Origin of the sequence: Roseibium aggregatum, assembly GCF_014692675.1 — a bacterium.
In the GTDB taxonomy this organism is placed as follows: Bacteria; Pseudomonadota; Alphaproteobacteria; order Rhizobiales; family Stappiaceae; genus Roseibium; species Roseibium aggregatum_C.
Genome location: NZ_JABFCZ010000004.1, coordinates 164,528 through 189,538, shown reverse-complemented (window position 1 = coordinate 189,538; position 25,011 = coordinate 164,528). Strand labels below are relative to the sequence as shown.

The 25,011-nt window shown below is 62.6% G+C and carries 22 protein-coding genes; 4 read left to right on the top strand and 18 right to left on the bottom strand.

Translation table 11 applies throughout. From position 1 onward, the window contains the following. Together HK439_RS04520 and HK439_RS04515 are read right to left on the bottom strand one after the other, a co-directional pair. Entirely contained in the window at positions 1 to 786 is a 786-nt protein-coding gene (locus tag HK439_RS04520) for an ABC transporter permease (RefSeq protein ID WP_190290181.1), read from the bottom strand. Continuing rightward, positions 786 to 1,652 (bottom strand): ABC transporter permease, encoded by an 867-nt coding sequence (locus tag HK439_RS04515; RefSeq protein WP_190290180.1) that lies wholly within the window; start codon positions 1,650 to 1,652, stop codon positions 786 to 788. Before HK439_RS04515 ends, HK439_RS04520 begins: the two co-directional genes overlap by 1 nt. Positions 1,653 to 1,749: 97 nt before the next feature. Between HK439_RS04515 and HK439_RS04510 the strand changes: the two genes are divergently transcribed. Next, on the top strand, positions 1,750 to 2,718 hold the full coding sequence (locus HK439_RS04510) for a LysR family transcriptional regulator (protein ID WP_190290179.1): 969 nt from the start codon (positions 1,750 to 1,752) through the stop codon (positions 2,716 to 2,718). Between the two features lie 41 nt (positions 2,719 to 2,759). Here HK439_RS04510 and glpK read toward each other — a convergent pair whose 3' ends face one another. The 8 genes from glpK to glpD all read right to left on the bottom strand — a co-directional run bounded on the left by glpK (position 2,760) and on the right by glpD (position 11,933). Further along, positions 2,760 to 4,250: a glycerol kinase GlpK gene (gene glpK / locus HK439_RS04505; protein WP_190290178.1), complete on the bottom strand. Its 1,491-nt coding sequence runs from the start codon at positions 4,248 to 4,250 to the stop codon at positions 2,760 to 2,762. Positions 4,251 to 4,319: 69 nt separating this feature from the next. After that, a complete protein-coding gene (locus HK439_RS04500) occupies positions 4,320 to 6,038 on the bottom strand; it encodes an ABC transporter substrate-binding protein (RefSeq protein WP_190290177.1) in 1,719 nt (572 codons plus the stop codon). An 83-nt stretch (positions 6,039 to 6,121) separates the two neighbouring features. Then, positions 6,122 to 6,394 carry a DUF2160 domain-containing protein gene (locus HK439_RS04495; protein WP_190290176.1) on the bottom strand — a complete coding sequence of 91 codons (273 nt, stop codon included), beginning with the start codon at positions 6,392 to 6,394 and terminating at the stop codon, positions 6,122 to 6,124. 17 nt (positions 6,395 to 6,411) lie between these two features. Continuing rightward, complete coding sequence (locus HK439_RS04490; protein WP_235987610.1) at positions 6,412 to 7,188, bottom strand: carbohydrate ABC transporter permease; 777 nt, start codon at positions 7,186 to 7,188, stop codon at positions 6,412 to 6,414. A gap of 71 nt (positions 7,189 to 7,259) precedes the next feature. Continuing rightward, complete coding sequence (locus HK439_RS04485; RefSeq protein ID WP_190290174.1) at positions 7,260 to 8,135, bottom strand: carbohydrate ABC transporter permease; 876 nt, start codon at positions 8,133 to 8,135, stop codon at positions 7,260 to 7,262. Further along, a complete protein-coding gene (locus HK439_RS04480; RefSeq protein WP_190290173.1) occupies positions 8,135 to 9,211 on the bottom strand; it encodes an ABC transporter ATP-binding protein in 1,077 nt (358 codons plus the stop codon). Before HK439_RS04480 ends, HK439_RS04485 begins: the two co-directional genes overlap by 1 nt. 13 nt (positions 9,212 to 9,224) lie before the next feature. Then, positions 9,225 to 10,313: an ABC transporter ATP-binding protein gene (locus HK439_RS04475; RefSeq protein ID WP_190290172.1), complete on the bottom strand. Its 1,089-nt coding sequence runs from the start codon at positions 10,311 to 10,313 to the stop codon at positions 9,225 to 9,227. Between the two features lie 15 nt (positions 10,314 to 10,328). After that, positions 10,329 to 11,933 (bottom strand): glycerol-3-phosphate dehydrogenase, encoded by a 1,605-nt coding sequence (glpD, locus tag HK439_RS04470; protein ID WP_190290171.1) that lies wholly within the window; start codon positions 11,931 to 11,933, stop codon positions 10,329 to 10,331. 305 nt (positions 11,934 to 12,238) lie between these two features. Here glpD and HK439_RS04465 point away from each other — a divergent pair, with 305 nt between their 5' ends. Beyond that, positions 12,239 to 13,000 (top strand): DeoR/GlpR family DNA-binding transcription regulator, encoded by a 762-nt coding sequence (locus HK439_RS04465; protein WP_190290170.1) that lies wholly within the window; start codon positions 12,239 to 12,241, stop codon positions 12,998 to 13,000. Between the two features lie 41 nt (positions 13,001 to 13,041). Here the strand turns inward: HK439_RS04465 and HK439_RS04460 are convergent, their stop codons facing one another. The 8 genes from HK439_RS04460 to HK439_RS04425 form a co-directional block, all read right to left on the bottom strand. After that, positions 13,042 to 13,437: a DUF427 domain-containing protein gene (locus HK439_RS04460; RefSeq protein ID WP_190290169.1), complete on the bottom strand. Its 396-nt coding sequence runs from the start codon at positions 13,435 to 13,437 to the stop codon at positions 13,042 to 13,044. Between the two features lie 52 nt (positions 13,438 to 13,489). Continuing rightward, on the bottom strand, positions 13,490 to 14,791 hold the full coding sequence (locus HK439_RS04455) for an NAD(P)/FAD-dependent oxidoreductase (RefSeq protein ID WP_190290168.1): 1,302 nt from the start codon (positions 14,789 to 14,791) through the stop codon (positions 13,490 to 13,492). 11 nt (positions 14,792 to 14,802) lie between these two features. Further along, positions 14,803 to 16,425: a GMC family oxidoreductase gene (locus HK439_RS04450; protein ID WP_190290167.1), complete on the bottom strand. Its 1,623-nt coding sequence runs from the start codon at positions 16,423 to 16,425 to the stop codon at positions 14,803 to 14,805. Between the two features lie 7 nt (positions 16,426 to 16,432). Further along, the gene (locus HK439_RS04445; RefSeq protein WP_190290166.1) at positions 16,433 to 17,293 is read right to left on the bottom strand and encodes an ABC transporter permease; all 861 of its coding nucleotides are present in this window, start codon (positions 17,291 to 17,293) and stop codon (positions 16,433 to 16,435) included. A gap of 12 nt (positions 17,294 to 17,305) precedes the next feature. Beyond that, on the bottom strand, positions 17,306 to 18,175 hold the full coding sequence (locus HK439_RS04440; RefSeq protein WP_190290165.1) for an ABC transporter permease: 870 nt from the start codon (positions 18,173 to 18,175) through the stop codon (positions 17,306 to 17,308). Then, a complete protein-coding gene (locus HK439_RS04435) occupies positions 18,175 to 19,296 on the bottom strand; it encodes an ABC transporter ATP-binding protein (RefSeq protein ID WP_190290164.1) in 1,122 nt (373 codons plus the stop codon). Before HK439_RS04435 ends, HK439_RS04440 begins: the two co-directional genes overlap by 1 nt. A gap of 103 nt (positions 19,297 to 19,399) precedes the next feature. Continuing rightward, positions 19,400 to 20,476 carry an extracellular solute-binding protein gene (locus HK439_RS04430; protein ID WP_190290163.1) on the bottom strand — a complete coding sequence of 359 codons (1,077 nt, stop codon included), beginning with the start codon at positions 20,474 to 20,476 and terminating at the stop codon, positions 19,400 to 19,402. Positions 20,477 to 20,622: 146 nt separating this feature from the next. Continuing rightward, the gene (locus tag HK439_RS04425) at positions 20,623 to 22,095 is read right to left on the bottom strand and encodes a PLP-dependent aminotransferase family protein (protein WP_190290162.1); all 1,473 of its coding nucleotides are present in this window, start codon (positions 22,093 to 22,095) and stop codon (positions 20,623 to 20,625) included. Between the two features lie 127 nt (positions 22,096 to 22,222). On the opposite strand from HK439_RS04425, the gene HK439_RS04420 reads away from it, so the two are divergent. Further along, positions 22,223 to 23,329: a mandelate racemase/muconate lactonizing enzyme family protein gene (locus tag HK439_RS04420; RefSeq protein WP_190290161.1), complete on the top strand. Its 1,107-nt coding sequence runs from the start codon at positions 22,223 to 22,225 to the stop codon at positions 23,327 to 23,329. A gap of 2 nt (positions 23,330 to 23,331) precedes the next feature. Next, complete coding sequence (locus HK439_RS04415) at positions 23,332 to 24,825, top strand: aldehyde dehydrogenase family protein (protein WP_190290160.1); 1,494 nt, start codon at positions 23,332 to 23,334, stop codon at positions 24,823 to 24,825. Positions 24,826 to 25,011 lie beyond the last annotated feature (186 nt).

Genomic DNA, 25,011 nt, shown 5'->3' with positions numbered 1-25,011 from the left:
CTAGCTGCCGCGCTGGAGAGCCATGCGCCGGGCAACGGCCATGCCGAGAAGCGGCAGCCCGACGGTCAGGAAAATCATCACGGTGCCGAGCGCGTTGATCTCCGGAGAGATGGAATTGCGCAGCATGGCGAAGATCTGGGTCGGCACGGTCTCGACGCCGCCCGGCTTCCAGAACAGGGTGCCGGTGATGTCGTCGAAGCTGATGGTGAAGGCGAAGAGCATGCCGGCGAAGACGGCAGGCGCCAGCAGAGGCAGCGTGATCTGGAAGAAGGCCTGGATCGGATGCGCGCCGAGGCTGATCGCGGCTTCCTCATAGTCCCGGCGGATGCCGACGAGGCGGGCCTGAACCACCAGAATTACGAAGGGCATGGTGAAGATCACGTGGCCCATCAGGAGCAGCAGGAAGCTCTTGTTGAGCGACAGGGCGTTGAGAAACAGAAGCAGGGCGACGGCCAGCACCACCTCCGGCACCAGGATCGGTGCGATCAGGATGGTGGAGATCAGGTTGGAGCCCGGGACCCGGTAGCGGATCAGGGCAAGGCTGGCGAGCACGCCGAGCATCGTCGACACCAGGGCGGTGAGCGATCCGAGAAGGATGGAAGTCTCGAAGGCTCTGAGGATCGCGTCGTTGTTGGCGAGTTCGACGAACCAGTGAAAGGAAAATCCGGTCATCGGGAAGCTGCCGAACTGGCTGGCGTTGAAGCTCAGCATCACGACCACCGCCACGGGCAGGAACATGAAGATATAGACGAGCAGCGCCCATCCGCGGATCAGAAGCCAACCCATCAGCCGAGCCCCTTCATCAGTTGTCCCATGCCGAGGAAGTGGTTGTAGATCAGGACCAGCCCGCCCAGGATCGCCAGCAGCATCAGCGAGAGCGCGGAGCCGAGCGGCCAGTTGAGCTGGGTGATCACCGCCTCGAACACCAGATTGGCGAACATGGCGTCACGCGGGCCGCCGAGCACTAGCGGCGTGATATAGGTGCCCGCACTCAGGACGAAACACAAAAGGCCGCCCGCCGCGAGGCCGGGCAGGGACAATGGCAGTGTGACTTCCAGAAAGCTCTGCCAGCGGGTGGACCCGAGCGAACAGGCCGCGTCTTCCAGGGAGATGTCGATCCCTTCCAGCGCCACATAGACGTTCAGGATCATGAACGGCAGCAGGAAATGCACGAGCCCGAGGATGACCGTGGTCTCGTTGTAGAGCATCTGGATCGGTTCGTTGATGATGCCGAGCGTCTGCAACAGCCAGTTCAGGGCGCCAGAAACACCGAGGATGTTGATCCAGGACATGGTGCGGATGATGTAGCTGATCCAGAACGGCAGCATGAGCATCAGGAGCAGGATCGCCTTGTTGCCCCGGGAACGGGCGATGAAATAGGCGGCCGGATAGCCCATGACCGCGCAGACGACCGTGGTGATCGCGGCGATCCGGAGCGTGCTGAACAGGATGTCCCGGTAGAACGGATCGCCGAGCGCTTCCTGCCAGTTGTCGAGATAGAAGCCCACCTGGTCGGCGCCGGTCGCCGTTCTCAGCCAGAACGAATAGACCACGATGAAGGCGAGCGGCACGAACAGGAGCAGCGTGACCGATGTCAGCGCAGGCGCCAGCAGGATCCATGGCTGACGCCTTTCGCGCGCCTCGATACCCATCGCCGCCTCCCTCGTCAAAATTACCTTGACGGGAAGGTGACAAGAGACGCTTCATAGAACAAATAGATAATGGAAATTCTGACTATAGATCTGATCTATGACCTTGCTTCCCAAACCCCTCCATCCGGAACGGCTTGCTCGCGACCTGGACTGGAACCTGCTCAGAACCTTCATCGTCCTGGCTCGCTCCAGCAGTGTGACGGAGGCGGCCGACCGGCTCCGGCTCAAGCAGCCGACCGTTTCAAGCGCGCTCAAGCGTCTCGAGGAACGGATCGGAAAACGCCTGATCAACCGGTCTCCGGGCCATTTCGAACTGACGGAGGCCGGCCGGCTGCTGCACAAGGAGGCGGTCGATATCCAGGGTGCGATCCTGCGTCTGGGAACCCTGATGCGGGATGTTTCGGACGAGGTTCGCGGCCATGTGGACATCGCCATGGCGAGCCACGTGGTCAGCCCGCTGTTCGACGAGACGCTCCGGCAATTCCACCAGATGCATCCGGCGGCGACCATCTCCATCAACGTTTCCGCCAGCAAGGATGCCCTGGAAGCGGTGACGGGGCGGCGGGCTTCGCTTGCCGTCTGTCTTGTCCGGACCCGGAACCCGAAGCTGGAATATACGCGCCTGTTCCGGGAGTTCTTCGGCCTGTTCTGCGGTCCGTCCCATCCCCTGTTCGGCCGATCGGACCTGACCAAAGCCGACCTTGCCGGCCAGTCCTCGGTCAGCTTCGTTACCGACCGGCTGGAGGATGCGCTGAGACCGGTGACCCTGATGCGTGCGGAAGCCGACCTTGACGACCGCGTCGTGGGCACCTCCGCCAATCTGGAGGAAGTCCGGCGGATGATCCTGGCCGGTCTCGGCATCGGGCCGCTGCCGGTGCATGTGGTCCGACGGGATGTGGAAGATGGCATGCTCTGGCAACTGCCGCCCTACGAGAATCTGCCGGAAATCGACGTTCACGTGGTGTGGAACCCGAAGGCGAAGATGAACCGCGCAGAAACGGCCATGCTCGATCTGTTGCTGGAGCAGATCAAGCAGAGACCGATCGAGGAACGGACGTACCTTTGACGGCTAATTAAACTGACCAGAGTTGAGGGGCGGCGTTGGCCTCAGACGCTTAACGTTGCCTCGACCGCCCGTCTCCAGGCGGCGTAGGCGCTCTCGCGGTCTTCTTCGGCCATAAGCGGCTCGAAGGTTCGTTCCAGTTGCCAGTTACGGGCAAACTCGTCCTGTCCCGGATAGACGCCGGCCTGCTGGCCGGCGAGCCAGGCCGCCCCGAGGGCAGTCGTTTCGGTGATCACCGGACGGTCGACCGGAACGCCGAGGATATCGGCGAGGAACTGCATCGCCCAGTCCGAGCCGGTCATGCCGCCATCGACACGCAGGGTCTGTTCCACGTCCGTCGAACTGTCCCAGTCGGCACTCATCGCCTGCAGGAGATCACGGGTCTGGAAGCCGACGCTTTGAAGGGCGGCGCGGGCGAATTCCGCAGGCCCGGTGTTGCGGGTCAGGCCGAACATGGCGCCCCGGCAGGTCGGGTTCCAGTAGGGGGCGCCGAGCCCGACGAAGGCCGGGACGAGGATCACGTTCTGGCTCGGGTCGGCCGCATCGGCAAGGGTGTGGGTATCGGCAGCATTCTGGATGATCTTCAATCCGTCTCGCAGCCATTGCACCACGGCGCCGGCAACGAAGATGGAGCCTTCGAGCGCGTAGGTCGGCTTGCCGTCAAGCTGGTAGGCGATGGTGGTCAGGAGCCGGTTCTGTGAGGTGACCGCCGTCTCGCCGGTGTTCAACAGGGCGAAGCACCCGGTGCCGTAGGTCGATTTCAACATGCCCGGCTTGAAGCAGGCCTGGCCGACGGTTGCCGCCTGCTGGTCGCCGGCGACGCCCAGGATCGGGATAGAGTGCCCGAAGATGCTTGTCTCGGTCACCCCGTAGTCCGCACCGCAGTCCTTCACCTCCGGCAGCATGGCCATCGGGATGTCGAAGAGATTGCAGATCGTCTCGCTCCAGCGGCCCTTGTGAATGTCGTAGAGCATGGTTCGGGCGGCATTGGTGGCGTCGGTCGCATGCACCCTGCCGCCGGTAAGCTGCCAGATCAGCCAGCTGTCGACCGTGCCGAACAGGAGCTCTCCGCGGGCGGCCTTTTCACGGGCGCCGTCGACATTGTCGAGGATCCATTTCAGCTTGGTGCCGGAAAAATAGGGGTCCGCCAGAAGTCCGGTCTTGGCCGTGATCGTCGCCTCGTGGCCCTGGTCCTTCAGGGTGCGGCAGAAATCGGCGGTCCGGCGGTCCTGCCAGACGATGGCATTGTAGACGGGCCGTCCCGACGCCCGCTCCCAGACAACGGTGGTTTCGCGCTGGTTGGTGATGCCGATGGCGGAAATGGCCGAGGGGGCGATACCGGCATTCTGAATGGCATCGCTGCAGGTGAGGACCGTGGTCGTCCAGAGATCGCGCGGGTCGTGCTCGACCCAGCCGGAAGAGGGAAAATGCTGCGCGAATTCTTCCTGGGCGGTCGCGACCGGTCGCATGTCCTGATTGAAGAGGATGGCGCGGCTGGAGGTCGTGCCCTGGTCGATCGCGAGAATGTGGCTCATCTGCAGGTCGTCTTAATGCCCGTTAAGGGGGGTGGGGAGGCCGAGGCCCGTAGGCCCCGGCCAGGGAGGTTACTGTTTTTGCCAGCTTGCGACCAGCGTGTCGTAGTCGACCGTGATCGGCTCCGGCTTTTCGTTGGCAAGCTTCGGCTTCGGAGCGCCCTCTCGGCTGAGCCAGACTTCCGGATCTTCCGGTTCGTTCAGCTTCGGTCCGAGATCGCCCTGGACGCCGGCGCGTTCAAGACGCTGCAGGACGCGTTCCTGCTGCTGGCACAGGCTGTCGAGGGCTTCCTGGGCGGTTTTCGCACCGGACGACGCATCGCCGATATTCTGCCACCACAGCTGGGCCAGCTTCGGATAGTCCGGAACGTTGGTGCCGGTGGGCGACCAGCGGACACGGGCCGGCGAGCGGTAGAACTCGATCAGACCGCCGAGCTTCGGAGCGCGTTCGGTGAAGCTCTTGTCCTGGATGGTGCTCTCGCGGATGAAGGTGAGACCCACGTGGGACTTCTTCACGTCAACCGTCTTGGAGACGACGAACTGGGCATAGAGCCATGCGGCCTTGGCCCGGTCGGCCGGGGTCGACTTCATCAGCGTCCAGGAGCCGGCGTCCTGGTAGCCGACCTTCATGCCGTCTTCCCAGTATGCGCCGTGCGGGCTCGGAGCCATGCGCCATTTCGGCGTGCCGTCGTCATTGAGAACGGCCTTGGCGCCGTCACCCACCATGTCGGCGGTGAAGGCGGTGTACCAGAACATCTGCTGGGCAACCGCCCCCTGCGACGGAATCGGGCCGGCTTCGGAGAAGGTCATGCCCGCTGCTGCCGGCGGCGAGTACTTGTCCAGCCACTGGGTGTATTTCTCAATGGCATAGACAGCCGCCGGAGAGTTGGTCGCGCCGCCGCGGGCCACGCAGGATCCGGTCGGCTGGGACTTGTCGTTGACGCGAATGCCCCATTCGTCGACCGGCAGGCCGTTCGGCTCGCCCTTGTCGCCCATGCCGGCCATGGACATCCACGCATCGGTGAAGCGCCAGCCGAGCGACGGGTCCTTCTTGCCGTAGTCCATGTTGCCATAGACGGTCTGGCCGTCGATGTTCTTTCCGGTGAAGAACTCGGCGATGTCCTCATAGGCCGACCAGTTGACCGGAACGCCCAGCTCGTAGCCGTATTTGTCCTTGAACTCGGCCTTGATCTTCGGGTCGGTGAACCAGTCGTAGCGGAACCAGTAGAGGTTGGCGAACTGCTGGTCGGGCAACTGGTAGAGCTTGCCGTCCGGACCGGTGGTGAACTTGGTGCCGATGAAGTCGGCCACGTCCAGTCCCGGATTGGTGACGTCCTTGCCTTCGCCTGCCATCCAGTCGGTCAGGTTGCGGGCCTGCTGGTAGCGCCAGTGGGTGCCGATGAGGTCGCTGTCGTTGATGTAGGCGTCGTAGATGTTTTCGCCCGACTGCATCTGGGTCTGCAGCTTTTCGACCACATCGCCTTCACCGATCAGGTCGTGGGTGATCTTGATGCCGGTAATGGCCGTGAAGGCCGGCGCCAGCACCTTGGATTCATACTCGTGCGTAGTGATGGTTTCCGACACCACCTTGATTTCCATGCCGGCGAACGGCTTGGCGGCGTCCACGAACCACTGCATTTCCTTTTCCTGGTCGGCGCGCGACAGCGTCGACAGGTCGCCGATTTCCGAGTCCAGGAACTGTTTGGCCTCGTTCATTCCGGCGAAGGCCGGTCCGGTGAGCACCCCGAGGCTCAACGCGAGCGCCGTTGTCGATTTCAGTAGCAAGTTCATATTTTCCTCCCACGTGTAAACTGTGGTTTTGATGCGGCGGCCTGAGGATTGCCCGTCCCCGGACCGCCGGTTTTTCCCCTCAACTACACCCAGCGGAAAACCGCCGCGGCATAGATCAGGCAAACGATCAGCGCATAGGGTTGCGATACGCCGACAAGTCCGAGCCAGGCCAGGTTGATGAAGGCCGAACCGAGCAAGGTGATGAAGAGACGATCTCCCCGGGTCGTCTCTATGCGGAGCACGCCGACCCGCGGCGTTTCCGGAAACCGGATCGCCAGCACCGTGAAGGTGACGAGCAGCAATGCGATGACTGCGAAGAAAATCGCGGTCGGATATGTCCAGGCCATCCATTCCATGGGTCTGTCTCCTCCGGTCAAACCCGCCCGAGGGCGAAGCCCTTGGCGATGTAGTTGCGGACGAAATAGATGACGAGCGCGCCGGGCACGATGGTGAGCACGCCGGCAGCCGCCAGCACGCCCCAGTCGAGGCCGGAGGCGGAAACGGTGCGGGTCATGGTGGCCGCGATCGGCTTGGCGTTGACGCTGGTGAGCGTCCGGCTCAACAGCAGTTCCACCCAGCTGAACATGAAGCAGAAGAAGGCGGCGACACCGATGCCCGACGCGATCAGCGGCATGAAGATCTTCACGAAGAAGCGGCCGAAGCTGTAGCCGTCGATATAGGCGGTCTCGTCGATTTCCTTCGGCACGCCGCGCATGAAGCCCTCCAGGATCCACACCGCCAGCGGCACGTTGAACAGGCAGTGGGCCAGCGCCACGGCAATATGGGTGTCGAACAGGTCGATGGAGCTGTAGAGCTGGAAGAAGGGCAGGGCGAACACGGCCGGCGGGGCCATGCGGTTGGTCAGCAGCCAGAAGAACAGGTGCTTGTCGCCCATGAAATTGTAGCGCGAGAAGGCGTAGGCCGCAGGCAATGCCACGGTCACGGAAATCACCATGTTCATGACCACGTAGATCAGCGAGTTGACGTAGCCCATGTACCAGCTCGGATCGGTCAGGATCGTCGCGTAGTTGGCGAAGGTCAGGTTCTGCGGCCAGAGCGAGAAGGTCGACAGGATCTCCGAATTGGTCTTCAGGCTCATGTTCAGGAGCCAGTAGACCGGCAGCATCAGGAACAGCAGGTAAAGGGTCATCACGACCGCCTTGCTGTTGATCCCCGGCAGGGCGAGGCCGCGCGTGGCGGCAGGGCTGACGGCAACGTCGGTCATTGGACGCGCTCCGCTTTGTCGAGATTGGTCATCACGGTGTAGAACACCCAGGAAATCAGCAGGATCACCAGGAAGTACATGATCGAGAAGGCGGCCGCCGGGCCGAGGTCGAACTGGCCGAGGGCCATCTTGACGAGGTCGATCGACAGGAAGGTGGTCGAGTTGCCGGGGCCGCCGCCGGTGACGACGAAGGGCTCGGTGTAGATCATGAAACTGTCCATGAACCGCAGCAGGATGGCGATCATCAGAACGCCGCGCATCTTCGGCAGTTCGATGTACCAGAAGATCTTCCAGCGGCTCGCCTGGTCGATCTTGGCGGCCTGGTAATAGGCGTCCGGGATGGACTGCAGGCCGGCATAGGCGAGAAGCGCGATCAGCGAGGTCCAGTGCCAGACGTCCATGACGACCACGGTCGCCCAGGCAGCAAAGAAGCCTTGGGTGTAGTTGTAGGGGATGCCGAGCGCTTCCAGCGTGTAGCCCAGAAGTCCGATGTCGACGCGGCCGAAGATCTGCCAGATGGTGCCGACCACGTTCCACGGAATGAGCAGCGGCAGCGACATGACGACGAGGCAGAACGAGGCCCAGAAGCCGCGCTTGGGCATGTTCAGCGCAACCAGAATACCGAGCGGAACCTCGATGGCCAGGATGATCGCCGAGAAGGCCGCCTGGCGCCCGAGCGCATCCCACATGCGGTCGCTTGCAAGCAGTTCCCGGAACCATTCGATCCCGGCCCAGAAGAACTGGTTGTTGCCGAACGTGTCCTGGACGGAATAGTTCACCACGGTCATCAGCGGGATCACCGCGGAGAAGGCGACGAGCGCCAGAACCGGCAGGACAAGGAACCAGGCGCGCTGGTTGACGGTCTTTTCCATCACGCGGCCTCCCCTTCGACACGCCAGCCGTCGGCATAGACGTTCACCCGTTCGGGGACGAAGCTGATGCGGTTCATGTCCGCGCTGACCTGTTCGTTCTCTTCGGCGATGATGTTGATGTCGTTGCCGAAGAATTCCGCGCGGACGATCTTGTGGCGGCCGACGTCCTCGACCCGGCGGATCTTCACCGGCAGGCCCTCGCTCTGGGAGAGCCGCGCGAATTCCGGCCGCACGCCGATCTCCACCTTGCCCTCGAGCTTGCCGTATCCCTTGCTGAGCGGCAGCCAGGAGCCGTTGATATAGGCCCGGTTTCCCTCGATCTGCGCGGGCATGACATTCATGCCGGGCGAGCCGATGAAATAGCCCACGAAGGTGTGCTCGGGCGTCATGAACAGCTCTTCCGGCGTTCCGATCTGCACCACGCGGCCGTCGTACATCACGACAACCTTGTCGGCGAAGGTCAGGGCCTCGGTCTGGTCGTGGGTCACATAGATCATGGTGTGACCGAACTCGCGATGGAGCGACTTGAGCTGCGTGCGCAGCTCCCATTTCATGTGCGGATCGATCACCGTCAGCGGCTCGTCGAACAGGAGCGCGTTGACGTCTTCGCGGACCATGCCGCGGCCGAGGCTGATCTTCTGCTTGGCGTCGGCGGTCAGGCCGCGGGCCTTGTGGTCGAGCTCGGCCTCCATGCCGATCATCTGTGCAATCTGCTGCACCCGTCCGGCGACATAGGCGGCGTCCGCGCCGCGGTTCTTCAGCGGGAAGGCCAGGTTCTGGCGCACGGTCATGGTGTCGTAGACAACCGGGAACTGGAACACCTGGGCGATGTTGCGCGCCACGGTCGGCGCGCCGGTCACGTCCATGTCGTTGAAAAGGATACGGCCCTGGCTCGGTTTCAGGAGGCCGGAAATGATGTTGAGCAGCGTGGTCTTGCCGCAGCCGGAAGAGCCAAGCAGGGCGTAGGCCTCGCCGTCGTTCCAGACATGGTTCATTTCCTTCAGGGCGTAGTCGTCCTCGCCTTTTGGATGGGGCAGATAGGAATGCGCCAGATTTTCAAGGGTGATCTTTGCCATGGTCCCGTTCTCCTCAGGCCGCCAGGGCGTAAGCTGCGGGCGCGACCAGATGGCCGTCCTCGCCGAAAATGTAGACATGGGCCGGGTTCAGCCAGACCTTGAGCGGATTGCCCAGTTCCAGGTCATGAACGCCCTGCAGGAGGCCGACCCAGCGCTCGCCGTGGTGGTCCAGATGGACGAAGGTTTCCGACCCGGTCAGTTCGGTGACGGCGAGACGGGTGGTGAACTCCATGGCGTCCGGTGTGTGCTGGAAGATCTCCAGGTGGTTGGGACGGAAGCCAGCGGTGTAGCGGCCGTCTGCAAGTTCGGCGAGCTTGCCGGCGGCAGGTGTCGACTGGCCGTCGCCGAACATGAGCTTCCGGCCGGTCTTGGAGATCTGCAGGAAATTCATCGGCGGATCGGAGAAGACCCGCGCCGTGGTGGCGTCGACGGGCCGGCGGTAGACGTCCGGCGTCGGGCCGAACTGGGTGACCCGGCCTTCCCAGAGCGTGGCCGTATTGCCGCCGAGCAGCAGGGCTTCTTCCGGTTCGGTCGTCGCGTAGACGAAGATCGAGCCGGCTTCCTCGAAGATCTTCGGGATCTCGACGCGCAGCTCCTCGCGCAGCTTGTAGTCGAGGTTGGCAAGCGGTTCGTCGAGCAGGACGAGACCGGCATTCTTGACCAGCGCGCGGGCAAGCGCGCAGCGCTGCTGCTGGCCGCCGGACAATTCCAGCGGCTTGCGCTGGAGCATGGGCGTCAGCTTCATCAGGTCGGCCGTCTTGCGGACCGCGGCGTCGATGTCCGCTTTCGATTTTCCAGCAAGACGCAGAGGGCTGGCGATGTTCTCGTAGACCGTGATCGACGGGTAATTGATGAATTGCTGGTAGACCATGGCGACATTGCGCTTCTGGACCCGGACCCCGGTGACGTCCTCATCGTTCCAGAAGACACGGCCGGTGGTCGGCGCATCGAGGCCCGCCATGAGGCGCATGAGCGTCGTCTTTCCCGACAGCGTCGGGCCGAGCAGGACGTTCATCGTGCCGTTTTTCAATTCGAGGTCGGTGGGGTGGATGTGGGTCTGGCGACCCGCCACCTTTGACACCCCCTCCAGTCTCAAAGTCATTGTCGTCCTCCCAGACTATTCCGCCGCCGCTCTGCTCCGATGCGCGGTTTCGTTCTTCATCCATGCATCCAGCGTGGCGATCTCGTTGTCGGACATGCGCAAACCGAGCTTGCTGCGCCTCCACACAACGTCCTCGGCCGTCCGTGCAAATTCCTTTTCCATCAGCCATTCGACTTCGCGCGCCGTCAGCGTCGCACCGAAATCCTGCCCCAGGTCTTCCTTCGCCGTCGCAGATCCGAGCACCTGCCAGGCCTCGGTGCCGTAGGCCCTGACCAGGCGGCGCGCCCAGAAGTCGTTCAGGAACGGAAAGTCCGTCTTCAGGCGGGCGATCAGCGTACGAACGTCGCCGACGGGGAAGTCGCCGCCGGGCAGGGGAACGCCGGCCGTCCAGGGTCCCTTCCGGTCGGGGAAATAGCGGAGAATTTTCTCCAGCGCGCCTTCCGCCAGCCGGCGGTAGGTGGTGATCTTGCCGCCGAAGACGTTCAGGAGCGGCGCGCCGCCGGCATCGTCGATCTTCAGCGTATAGTCGCGGGTTGCGGCCGTGGCGGACGAGGCGCCGTCGTCGTAAAGCGGCCGGACCCCGGAATAGGTCCAGACGATGTCGTCGACTGTGATGTTCCGTTTGAAGTACTGGTTGGCGAAGTCGACCAGATACTCTTGTTCCTCGGGCGTGCAGACCGGATCGACCGACGGATCCGGGTGTTCGGAATCCGTCGTCCCGATCAGGGTGAAGTCGGTTTCGAAGGGGATTGCAAAAATGATCCGCCCGTCGGTTCCCTGGAAGAAGTAGCACTTGTCGTGTTCGTAGAGACGCCGGGTGACGATATGCGAGCCGCGCACAAGGCGGACGCCTTCGCGGCTGTCGACCCGGATCGTGTCGTGGATGATGTCGCCGACCCAGGGGCCGCCGGCATTCACCAGCATTTTGGCGTGGACCCGGCGGGTCTTGCCGCTGTCGGTGCCCTCGATCTCGATCTCCCAGTGATCGCCGACCCGTTCGGCGTTGGTCACTTTCGTGCGGACGAGGACCTTCGCGCCGCGGGCGACCGCGTCGCGGGCGTTCAGGACGACGAGCCGGGCGTCCTCGATCCAGCAGTCGGAATATTCGTAGGCTCGCTCGAACCGGTCCTGAAGCGGCGCGCCTTCCGGCGTGTCCTTGAGGCTGAGCGAGGCCGTGCCGGGAAGAAGCTTGCGGCCGCCGAGATTGTCGTAAAGGAACAGCCCCAGGCGGATCAGCCAGGCCGGGCGCCGGCCCTTCATCCAGGGCATGACGATGTTCAGGATGCGCGAGGTCGGCGTTGAGCCCTCGAAGCGCATGTCCGCGTAAAGCGGGAGGACGAAGCGCATGGGCCAGCTGATATGCGGCATGGCGCGGAGCAGGGTTTCCCGCTCGATCAGCGCCTCGCGCACCAGCCGGATTTCGAAATATTCGAGATAGCGCAGGCCGCCGTGAAAGAGCTTGGTCGATGCGGAGGAGGTGGCAGAGGCAAGGTCGTTCATTTCCGCCAGGACGACAGACAGGCCCCGCCCGGCCGCATCGCGTGCGATTCCGCACCCGTTGATACCGCCGCCGATAATGAACAGATCGCAGGATTGGCTTTCGCCTGCCGACTGCGTCACTGAGGCCTCCCACCCGAAAGTTAACGGCGTGATCGAACCACAGGGAGTTGCGGCGAGTCAATCGAATTTGTTCGGGATTTTTCGTTTTCTTTCCTTATGATCGAAAAATGTGCGACTCTACTTGCGTCATTTCGAAAAAAGAGAACTTTCCTGGTTGTGGCGGAATTCCGCGTATCAGATTTCAACGTCGGCACTGCTCTGAAGGCAATTCCGGGTTCGGATGACCGGTAAACCTCGCGAAACGGATCAATTCTTGCGTTGAATAGAAAAAATTCGCATAGTATTCGCGAAAAAGGGAAAATTGCATGTCTCAGGCATTCAGGCTGCCGGAAATTCTCGAAATCGCGCGCGCCGAAGGAAAGGTGACGGTCGAGGGACTGGCGGAACGTCTGGGCGTTACGGTGCAAACGATCCGCAGGGACCTTTCCGAACTGGCGGATACCGGCAGGCTGGAGCGGGTCCATGGCGGGGCCGTGCTGCCCTCGAGCGTTTCCAATATCGGTTACGAGGAACGCCGGAACCTGAACGATGCCGGCAAGGCGGCCATCGCCCGGGCCTGTGCCCGCGAAATTCCCGAGGGCGCGTCCGTGTTTCTCAACATCGGTACCTCGACGGAAGCCGTCGCCCGGGAGCTGCTGCGCCACCGCAGCCTGATGGTCATCACCAACAACATGAACATCGCCAACATCCTGGTTGCCAACAAGGATTGCGAGATCATCGTGGCTGGCGGCGTGCTGCGTCGGTTCGACGGCGGCCTGATCGGCAACCTGACCATCAACACGATCGAGCAGTTCAAGTTCGACCTGGCCGTGATCGGCTGCTCGGCGCTGGACGAGGACGGCGATCTCCTGGATTTCGATATTCAGGAAGTGGGCGTCAGTCAGACGATCATTGCCCGCTCGCGCAAGACCTATCTCGTCGCCGACCATTCCAAGCTGAAGCGCAGCGCGCCGGCGCGGATCGCGTCTCTTGCCGATGTGGATGCCTTCTTCACCGACCAGCCGCTGCCGGATCGTCTGGAAGCCCGGTGCCGGGAATGGGGCGTCGACGTGCATATCGCCGACTGACCGGAAACGTCCGGCGACTTCTTCGCCCTCGGGTCAGGCCGTCATTCGCCTTCGACCAGCCTTGTCTTCTGCGGCCAGAACGCGAAATACCCCCTGATCGCCGAGGCAACCTCGATCGGGTTTTCATAGGCCCAGCCGAGTTCCTCGCCCTTGAGCGCGATGTAGCTCGCATCGCCCTTGAGTGGGCAATGGGTCGATTTTTCCAGCCGGTCGAAATCCGCGACGAGGTCGTCGCCGGGGACATAGACCACCGGATCGTAGAGGCTCTTGCCGACCTCGATCACGCGCAGCGCCCGGGCGCTGTCGGCCAGAAGCGTGTCGCCCGCATAGATCCGCAGCCGCCGGTTAACGGGCTTCAGCACCATCAGGTGGCCGGGATTTGCCGGATTGCGGATGGCATCGGCGAATGCAGCGGAAAATTCCAGGGACTCGGACATGACTGGCTCCCTTCAGGTCATCAGACATAAATGGGAGCCGCACGCCTTCGGGTCAAATGCCGAAGCGGTCGCGGAAACGGTAGATCAGGACCGAGGGGGCGAGGAACCAGGGATTTCCGGTATAGAGCGGACGGGTCGGGAAGGAGATACGTTCCAGCGCGGAAGGTACGGTTTCCGTTCCCACCGCCTTTCGCCCCATCCGCATGCCCAGGTAACTCGCCATGCCGACGCCCGAGCCGCAATAGCCCATGGCATGGTAGAGACCCTTGTCCTCACCGCAATGGGCAAGCGTATCGAAGGTATAGCCGACGAAGCCCATCCAGGAGTGGCTGATCTTCACATCGCGCAGTTCCGGAAACAGGGCGACCATGTCCCGGTGCAGCTTGACGGCGCTCTTCCTCGGGTCGGTCTCGCTCAGGGAGACGCGCCCGCCGAACAGCACCCGCTTCCGGTCAGGGGACAGGCGGTAGTAGTAGACCAGCTTGCGGGTATCGGAGAGCATCCGGTCGGTCGGAAACAGCCGGTCGACCAGGTCTTGTGGGATTTCCTCCGTGGCAATCACATAGGACCCGATCGGGATGATCCGCCGCTGATGATGCGGCGAGACCGGGCCTGTGTAGCCGTTCGTGGCAAGAATAACCTTGCCGGCTTTGACAGGCCCGGCGGCGGTCGCGACCATGAAACCGGTGCCGAGGCGTTCCAGGGAGACGACCGGACAATGGCTTTTCACCTTCGCACCGGCCTCCAGAACCCGGGCGAGCAGGGCCGGGTGGTACTTGCCGACATCGATGCTGCAATGACGGGGAAAGACCATGCCGCCGTGATAGGCCTCGGTGCCGAGTTCGCTCGCCATCTCCGACTTGGGGACCATGAAGGCGTCCGTCGTCCAGACCTTGTGGCCGGCCGCGCATTCCTTCGCGAGCTTGTCGTAGAGATGCGGCATGTGCGCGCCGTGGAAGCGGCCGACCGGGCGGAAATCGCAATCGAGTGCCTCGTCGCGGACAAGGGCGTGCATGTAGTCCAGCGATGCCTGGCCTTCCTCGAGAACCGCGGTGGCGATCTCGGATCCGTAGCGGCGTTCGAGGGCGGAAAAATCCGGCTTGATGCTGGTGGAGACCTGACCGCCGTTGCGGGTGCTGCAGCCCCAGCCTGCCGCCTCGGCGTCGATAATCAGGGTGGACAGGCCTTCGCGGGCGGTTTGCAGGGCCGCGTTGAGGCCGGTGTAGCCGGCGCCGATCACGACGACATCCGCCTCCGCCGGCAGCTCCGCGGACCGGAAATCCGCCGCGCGGCCGGTCTCCCACCAATAGGGTTCGGCCTTGAAGTCTTGCGAGAAAAGGTCTGCGGCCTGCATCGGCTGTGTTCCTAAGAAACCTGGTGATCTTCCAGGATAAGATCGGCACCCTTTTCGCCGACCATGATCGTCGGGGCATTGGTGTTGCCGGACGTTACCGTTGGAAAGATGGAGGCATCAACCACCCGGAGATTGTCCACCCCGTAGACCTTGAGCCGGGCATCGACGACGTCCGTCTCCGGGTCCGGCCCCATCCGGCAGGTGCTGACCGGATGGAAGACGGTGGAGCAGCGGTTGCGGATATCCGCCACCATGTCCTCGTCGCTTTGAACCTGCGGTCCGGGCGCAATTTCGCTTTCGATGACCGCCTGCATGGCGGGGGAGGATGCGATCTTGCGCATCAGCTTGCAGCCTTCCACCATTTCGGTGACGTCATGCTCCGTGCTCAGCGAGTTCGGGTGGATTTCTGGCAAATCCATCGGGTCGGCGGAGCGGAGCGTAATGTGTCCGCGGCTGGAGGGACGTGTCGGCTGGAAGCCGAGCAGGAAGCCGGGAAACGGGTCCGGGTTCATCAGCGGGCGCTTGCCCTTCGGGGCCTTGGTGTAGCTCACGGGCGAAAAATAAAGCTGCATGTTCGGCCGCTTGCAGTCCGGGTTGGACTTCACGAACCCACCCGCCTGATTGACGCTCAGGGACAGAGGCCCGCGGCGAGTGAGGACGTATCGGGCCCCCTGCAGAAGCTTGCCCCACCACGGGTAAAGCAGGGTGTTCAGGGTCGGAACCCTGGAGCGGTAGAGATAATCGAGGCCGAGATGATCCTGCAGGTTCCGGCCGACGCCGTTGCGGGCAACCGCGACGTCAATGCCTTTCGCCTTGAGATCTTCGGGACGGCCGATCCCTGAGAGCATCAGCAGCCGGGGCGAGGTCACCGCGCCGGCACTCAGGATGACCTCGCGCCGGGCGGTGACGGTTTCTTCCCGGTCGCCCCGGCGATAGGCGACGCCGGTCGCCCGTTTTCCGTCCAGCAGGACCCGGGTCGCATGGGCGTGGGTCACGATGGTGACGTTGGAACGGCGTTTGACCCTGGGCAGATAAGCGCGGGCCGTCGACATCCGGAAACCGTTCTTCGCGGTGATCTGGTACAGGCCGACGCCTTCCTGGTCGGGACCGTTGAAATCGGGATTGCGCCGGAAGCCGGCCTGTTCGCAGGCGTCGATGAACGTGCCGCACAGCGGGTGGACGTCCCGCTTCATCGAGGAGACGTGGACCGGGCCGCTATCGCCGCGATAATCGTCGGCGCCGGCCTCGTTGGTCTCGAAGCGCTTGAAGACGGGCAGGACGTCGTTCCAGCCCCAGCCCGGGTTTCCGAGCGCCTCCCAGTCGTTGAAGTCGTCGTGCTGGCCGCGGATGAAGACCATGGCGTTGATCGAGCTGGACCCGCCCAGCACCTTGCCCCTCGGCCAGTAGCCCTGCCGTCCGTTCAGTTCCGGATCCGGCTCGGTGCGATACATCCAGTTGATCTTCGGATTGTAGAAGGCCTTGCCGTAGCCGATCGGCATCCAGATCCAGAGGTTCTTGTCCGACCCGCCGGCCTCCAGCAGGCAGACGCTGAATTTGCCGCTTTCCGACAGGCGGTCGGCCAGAACGGAGCCGGCCGAGCCGGCACCGACAACGACGAAATCGAACTCACGCATGGGGCGCCTACCGGACGGTCTTGTCGCGTTGAACGAGGATGGAAACGAGGGCGAGGAGTCCCGAGCCGATGATCAGGGCGAAGGAGACGGCGTTCAGGACCGGGGTGGAACCGACCTTGGCCACCCGGTCGTACATGGTGATCGTCAGCGGCGCTTCCGAGCCGACCAGGAACAGGGTGGTGTTGAAGTTCTCGAAGGAGACGAGAAAGGCGACGATGCCGGCCGCTATCATCGCCGGGCGCAGGAACGGCAAGGTGATGGTCCTGAGCACCCGGGCGCGGGAGGCGCCGAGGTTGAGCGCGGCTTCTTCCATGCTTTCATCGAATTTCTTCAAGCGCGCGGTGATGACCAGCGAGGTGATGGTGGTGATGAAGGAAAACTGTCCCATGACCACCAGGAATATGCCGGGTCTCAGCAGTTCCAGCTCCATGTCGAAGCGGTTTTCCAGAAAGTTCGCCGTGTTGCTGGCGAGCACCAGGATCGAGATGCCGAGGATGACGCCCGGGATCACGAGCGGCACGATCATCAGGATGTAGAAGAAGTTCTTGGCCGGGAATTGTCCGCGCACGAACAGGAAGGCGTTGGTCGTTCCGACGGTCACGGAAAGCGTGGACACAAAGGCCGCGATCACGAAGGAATAATAGATCCCGCGCAACAGCCGCCGGTCGTGGAACATGCCGAGCTTGGGCTCGCTGTCGTTGAAGAACCAGTCGAGCGTGAAGCCCTGCCAGGGCAGCGCGGGAAAGACACTGTCGTTGAAGGCGAATATGCTTGCCGCAACAAGCGGCGCGGCAAGAAAGACGAAAAACGCCGCCACATAAAGCCGGTATCCCCAGAGGAACGGCGTGGCCTTGTCCTGTGCAAGCATGCCTCGTCCTCCTCAGCTCTTCGCGACGGTGTTCGCGAGCGTCTGGCCGCTCAGCTTCAGGCCGAGCCAGATGACGATCGACGTGAACAGGAGCAGCAGGATGCCGAAGGCCGCGCCCGCCTCCCAGTTAAACCGGCTGATGAACTGGTTGTAGATCTGCTCGGTGAACCAGCTTGAATTCTTGCCGCCGAGCAGGATGGGCGTGAGGTAGGAGCCGGCGGTCAGCATGAAGACCACGATGCAGCCGGAGACGATGCCCGGCATGGCATAGGGAATGATGATCCGGCGCAGGACGGTAAAGCCGTTGCCGCCGAGATTGTAGCCGGCCTCGATCATGGAATTGTCCATGCCGTCGAGGGTGGAAACCAGCGGCACGATCATGAACAGCATGACCGTGTAGACGAGGCCGATGACGACGGTGACGTCGTTGTAGAGGAACTCGATCGGGTGATCGACGATGCCGGCCCATTGCAGGAACGAGGACAGGACGCCGGTTTCCCTCAAGAGCAGGATCCAGCCGTAGGCGCGGATCAGGTCGCTGACCCAGAGCGGGATCAGGCAGAGCAGGAACAGGGCGCCGCGGGTGCGGTTGCCGGCGAGCTTGGCGATGTAATAGGCGACCGGAAAGCCGATCAGCAGGGCAAGCGCGGTGACCAGGAGCGACATGGAGCCGGTGCGCAGCAGGGTGTTCCAGTAGATCGGCTCGTTCAGGAAATCCATGTAGTTGGCAAAGCCGTATTCATAGACCCTGGGCGCCACCTTCTCGCGCAGGGACAATGCGATCATGCCGATATGGGGCAGAAGGATCAGCAGGATGATCCAGAGCGCGAAGGGCGCGAACAGCAGGATCAGCGCCAGGCGCCTGAAGTCTTTCTGCAGCATCACGCCGATCCTTCGGATGGAAAGCACATGGCCTGCCGGGACGACCAGAACAGGCAGACCTCTTCTCCCGGTTTCAGATCGCCGTGGCCGGTCAGGGTGACATCCGCCTCGATCAGTTCGCCCCTGGAACTCCTGACGAGAACCCGGCTGTTGGCGCCGTTGAACAACAGGCTGTCGACCACGCCGTCCATGCGATTGTCCGCCTCGCCGGGGACGCCATCGGCCTCCGTTCGCCGGACCGTGTGAATGAATTCCGGGCGGACGAACACCTCGACCGCGGTCCCTTCCGCGATGGTCCTGCCGCCCGCGGCGGTGAAGACCATCTGGAGGCCCTGATCGGTCTCGACCGTTCCGCCGCTGCCGTCGCTCGCCTTCACCTTGCCGGACCAGCGGTTGCTGTCGCCGACGAAGCCGGCGACGAAGGCGGTCTCGGGGTGGTGGTAAAGTTCCTGGGGCGTACCGATCTGCTCGAACAGGCCCTGGTTCATGATCGCCACGTGGTCGGACATGACGAGGGCTTCCGACTGATCGTGGGTGATGTAGATGAAGGTCGTGTTGAACTGGTGCTGAAGCTGCTTGAGCTCGATCTTCATCGCCTCGCGCAGTTTCAGATCGAGCGCGCCGAGCGGTTCGTCAAGCAGGAGCACGTCCGGGTCGAGCACCATGCAGCGCGCGATGGCGATGCGCTGCTTCTGGCCGCCGGAAAGCTGATGGATCTCGCGCTCCGCCACATCGGGCAGGGCGATGCGTTCCAGGACGTCATGCACCTTGGCCTTGATCTCGGCGTTCTTCACGCCGTTGCAGCGCAATCCGTAAGCGATGTTCTCAAAGACGTTCATCATCGGAAACAATGCCAGATGCTGGAACACCATCTTGACGTTGCGCTTGTTGGGCGGGGTGCCGAGCACGGACCGGCCCTTGATCCTGATGTCGCCGCTGGCAGGTTCCTCGAAGCCCGCGATCATGCGCATCAACGTGGTCTTGCCGCAGCCGGACGGGCCGAGGATCGAGAAAAAGGAACCGCTTGGAATGTTGAAGGAGACGCCTTTGACGGCGCGGACGGCCCCGAAGGATTTGGCGATATCGATGCATTCAAGATCGTAGGTCGGGGTATTCGTCATGAGGTCTCGCCGGCTGCGATATAAAAGACAGACTGGGGGATGCCGCCCGGGAGCGCCATCCCCCATTTCGGGAGGTAAGTAGGACCGTTACCTTGACCCGGAATTATCCGCCGGTCGCCGCCTTGATCTTCTCAAGCGTGCGGCCTTCCATGTCCTCCACACCGGGAGGAATGTTGGCGAAGAATTTCAGATTGTCGATATCCGCATCGGTGAAGGCGGCGTTCACGGCTGCCTTCTTGTCGGCGGGCAGCAGATCCTTGGCGCCCTTGACGGAGGCGATCGCGCCGGTGCTTGCGGACATGATCGAGACGTTTTCCGGCCGCAGCACGAAGTTGATCCACTTGTAGGCGGCGTCATCGGCCTTGCCCTTGCGGGGGATGGCGAAGGTGTCGATCCAGGCCAGCGCACCCGTTGCCGGCGGAACGAAGACGATGTTCTTGTTCTGGGCGTAGAGCTTGTAAGCGGTGGAGTCCCAGGTCTCCGAGGCCACGATTTCGCCGGACAGCATCATGGCGGACAGGTCGTCGCCGCTGTTCCAGTAGGCCTTGATGTTGTCCTTGCAGGCGATCAGCTTGTCGGCGACCTTGTCGAGGATCGACTGGTATTTCTCCAGATCCGAATAGGCCTCGAACGGGTTGTCGCCCATGGCGAAAGCGGTGCCGAGCAGGATCGTGCGCTTCAGGCGCATCGAGGTCTTGCCCTTGTATTTCGGATCGCAGAGATCGCCCCAGCCCTTGACGTCGGGAGCCTTGGACTTGTCTGCCATCAGGCCCGAGGTGCCCCACTGATGCGGCACGGCATAGACTTCGCCGTCGATCGTGGTGTTGGCCTTCACGCCGTCCAGAAGCTTGGGCTGCATGACGTCGGTGTTGATCTTGGACAGATCGAGCGGCTTGTAGATGTTGTATTCCAGCTGCGCCGCGTAGATGCGGTCATGGCTCGGTTGGGCCAGGTCGAAACCCGCGCCGCCGGTGGCCCGGAGCTTGGCGATCATTTCCTCGTTGTTGGAAAAGGTCACCTCGACATCGATATCCGGATATTCGGCTTCGAACTTCTGGATCAGTTCTTCCGGCGCATAGGACCCCCAGGTCAGAAGCCTCAGGGTTTCAGCGTGTGCGGAGCTTGCTCCCGCGAGCATGGTTGCAGCCAGAAGCCCGGCCACGGTCGTCTTGATCGACATTGCTTTCTCCCTTCAATGCAATCGACACCGATAATTTCGTCTAATCAAATTTACCACTATGAGAAAAGCTTAGGTGCCAATTGGACTGTAAAATATATCCATTGCAGATATTTTTTCAGACCAATTCCGAGGCCGGGTATTCACAATCAGGGGAGGACCCTGCGAAGTGTTTCGATCCCCTTGCGGATGTCGTCGGGCGGTGTGCTGCCAAAGCCGAGAACAACGCCCTGTTGCGGGATCGGTGTCAGGGCGTAGCGGCCAAGGCCGGCGGTGACGACACCGGCGTCCTGGGATTTGCGCACCACCTCCTGCTCCGACAGGCCGTTCTTCAGAAAGCCGACCGCGTGAAAACCGCTCCTGGTCGGCCGGACATCGAGCCTGCCTTCCAGTTTGCGGGCCGCCTCGAGAAGGGTGTCGTGACGCTCCTTGTAGATCTGGCGCATGGTCCGGATGTGGGTGGCGAACATGCCCTCGTCCATGAAATCGGCGACGATCGCCTGGGTCGCGGTCGGCACACCGCTCTGCCAGGCGCTGTAGACCCGTTTGAAGCTGTCGACCAGGCCGACGGGCGAGAGGGTGAAGCCGAGCCGCAGGGACGGGAACAGCGATTTGGAAAAGGTGCCGACATAGATGACCCGTTCCTGCGTGTCGATGCTCTTCAGGGTCGGCGGCGGCTGGTCGCCATAATAGAATTCGCCGTCATAGTCGTCCTCGACGATCATGGCGTCGGCATCCTTGGCCGCCTGCAGCAATGCCAGACGGCGGCTCAGGCTCATGACATGCCCGAGCGGCTGCTGATGGGAGGGAGTGACGAAGGCCAGGCGGAAATAAGGCGCCTTCTCCAGTCCCTCGTGAACGCAGATCCCGTCTTCGTCGACGGGAACCGGCACCAGTTTGGCGCCATTTGCGATAAAGGCATTGCGGGCGCCGATCGCGCCGGGGTTTTCGAACCAGACCGCCTCGCCCGGATTCACCAGCATGGCACTGATCAGCGAGAAGGCATGCTGCGCACCGTTGACGATGAAGATCTGGTCCGGATCGCACTTGATGCCGCGCGACGCGTTGAGCTGCTGGGCGATCGCGGTGCGCAGCCGGCCATAGCCAAAAGCCTCGCCATATCCGGTCACGTGATCCCTGTCCTTGCGCCAGTGACGGGCGGAGAGCCTCGCCCACTGGGCCATGGGAAAGGCGTCGAGCGCCGGCAGGGCGGTGATGAAGGGGGCCGACTTGTGCGGCAGGCGGCTGCGCGGCGAGAACGCCGGCACCGCGTGGGTCGCCGCATGGGAGAGGCGCGGCTCGGCAAACTGTCCCTTCGAGCCGCTCGGGACCGCGGCCAGCTTCTGCTGGGCGGCGAGGGCCGCGCTGACATAGGTGCCGGCGCCGACACGGGATTCCAGCAGGCCTTCGGAGACGAGCCGGTCGATGGCGTCGATCACCGTCGTCCGCGAGACGCCGAGTTCCTGCGCCAGTGTCCGGGTGGCGGGCATCCGGTCTCCGGGACTGAGACCGCCCGATAGCAGCAGTTCCCGGAGTCCCATATAGAGCTGGACCGATTTTCGCCGGTCGGAGGCGTTGTCGATCCGGATCGACGAGAGGACGGCACCGGCATGGCGTTTCATGGCAGGCTCGCAAATTGGTATGACAGTTTCCCCAAAACGGATCTACTAACAGGGCCAATTCCGACTAGCTTTGCAAGCCCGAGTTGCCGAGCCGCATGAATTTGCGTGCCAGAAACGTGGACCGACCATGAAAATTCGTTCGATAGAAACCTTCACCGACCCGTTCGTCTGCTTTGTCCGTGTGACCTCGGACACGGGCGCTCAGGGCTGGGGGCAGGTGGCGCCTTACTACGCCGATATCACGGCGCAGGTGGTCCACCGGCAGGTCGCGCCCTATGCGCTCGGGCAGGACGCTTTCGATATCGCCCACCTGATGGAAATCATTCCGGAGAAGGAGCACAAGTTCCCCGGGTCCTACCTGCGCCGAGCCATGGGCGGGCTCGATACCGCGCTGTTCGATCTGCGCGGCAAGCTGGAAGGCAAGCCGGTGTGCGAATTGCTCGGCGGTACGCCGGGCAAGGTGCGCGCCTACGGTTCGTCCATGAAGCGGGACATCACGCCGGATGACGAGGTGGACCGGCTGAAAAGGCTGCAGAACGAGTGCGGCTTCACCGCCTTCAAGTTCCGCATCGGTGCCGAATGCGGCCACGACCAGGACGAATGGCCGGGCCGTACCGAGGCGATCGTTCCGGCCATGCGCGGGGCGTTCGCCGACGACACCCAGCTCATGGTCGACGCCAATTCCTGCTATTCGCCGGCAAAGGCGATCGAGACCGGAAGGTTCCTTGAGGACAACGGCATTTCCCACTACGAGGAACCCTGCCCCTACTGGCATTATGACCAGACCAAACAGGTGAGCGATGCGCTCAACATCGACGTGGCCGGCGGCGAGCAGGACTGTTCGCTGGTCGACTGGCAACGGATGGTCGACGGACGCGTGGTCGATATCGTCCAGCCGGACGTGTGTTATCTCGGCGGCATGCTGCGGTCCATGAAGGTGGCGCAGATGGCGCATCAGGCCGGCATTCCCTGCACGCCGCATTCGGCCAACCTGTCGCTGGTGACGCTCTTCACCATGCATCTGCTGCGCGCCATTCCGAACCCGGGCAAATATCTGGAATTCTCCATCGAGGAGGGGGATTACTACCCTTGGCAGTACGGCCTGTTCGCCTCCGAACCTTATGAGGTTGAAGACGGTCATGTCACGGTCACCGACGCACCCGGCTGGGGTGTGGAGGTCGCTCCGGAATGGCTGGCGAAATCCGCCTATCAGATCAGCGAGGTCGAAGCGTGATCATGTCGACAGCAGAAACGCTCGCCGCCGAAGTCCTCAAGACCGGGACGCTCGAAGGGCTTCCCGACGGCCACTTCATCGACGGTCAATTCTCCAGACCGTCCCACAACCAGAGCATGGAAAGTTTCGATCCGGGAAGGGGCGAGGCCTTTGCCTCGTTTGCCGCCGGAACGAAGGCGGATGTGGATCAGGCGGTCGAAAGCGCACGCCGTGCCTTTGAAAATGTATGGCGCGACATGGCGCCGGTGGAACGCACGCGCATCTTGCAGCGGGCGTCCGGTCTGATCCTGGAAAACATGGCAAGGCTCGCCGTGGCCGAAAGCCTCGACAGCGGCAAGCCGCTCAACGAAGCGCTGGGAGACGTGCGCGGCGCGGCGCGCTGCTTTGAATATTACGCAGGAGCCTGTGACAAGCTCCAGGGCGACAGCTTTCCGCTGGGCCCGGACTATCTGGGATATTCCATCCATGAGCCGGTGGGCGTGACGGCCCATATCATTCCGTGGAACTACCCGATCTCGACAACCGCACGCGGGCTGGCGCCGGCGCTCGCCGCCGGCTGCACGGTGGTGGCAAAGCCCGCGGAGCAGACGCCGTTTACCGCCCTGCTTCTGGCGGAGATCCTCACCAAGGCCGGGCTGCCGGACGGGGTATGCAATGTGGTGACCGGGACAGGTGCAGAGGTCGGCGCGCCGCTGACGAGCCATCCGGACGTGGATCACATCACCTTCACTGGCTCCGTTGCGACCGGCCAGGCGGTGATGAGCGCGGCTGCGCGCGAGGTCACACGGGTCGTTCTGGAGCTGGGCGGGAAATCGCCCGTGGTGGTCCTGGACGATTGCGATCGCGAGAAGGCGATGGAAGGGGTGATGGGCGCGATTTTCGAAAATGCCGGCCAGATCTGTTCCGCCGGTTCGCGGCTCGTGATCGAACGAGGCATCCATGACGATTTTGTCGAGGAACTGGTCAGGCGGACAAGACCTTTGAGACTCGGTCATGGCCTGCGCAATCCGGATGTGGGGCCGGTGAATTCGGCCTCCCATCTGGAAAAGATCGCCGGCTTTGTCGACCGCGCACGTTCGGCGGGGGCGGAGATTGCGACCGGAGGATCTGTCACCACGGATCCGGATACCGGCAAGGGCTGGTTCTTTGAGCCGACCATCATCGACAGGGCCGCGCCAAGCGACGAGGTGGTCCGGGAGGAAATCTTCGGTCCGGTGCTGACCGTGCAGGTGGCCGACGATGCGGATCATGCGCTGGAGCTTGCCAATGATTGCCAGTACGGGCTTGTTGCCGGCATCTATTCGAGCGATTTTTCAAAGGCGAACCGGCTCGCGCGCAGGATCGACGCCGGTCAGATCTTCATCAATGAGTATTTCGCCGGCGGTGTCGAGGTGCCCTTCGGCGGCAACAAGAAGTCCGGTTTCGGCCGGGAAAAGGGGATCGAAGGTCTGAAATCCTATTGCAAGACCAAGAGCATCGCGGCCCGGATCGGATAATCAGGCCACTCCGGTTCCCACAGAAGCCGAAAATGTCGAATTCGCGCCCGAAATTTGCCACAACAGTCTGTATTTTACGCGCGTTCTCAACGTGTAGATCGGTTAACCGGCGTAATAAGGCTTTGGATATATGCGGGCTCGGGCTCTCTTCAGTTTGGCACCCTTCTTTCTCGTCGGCGGTTTTCT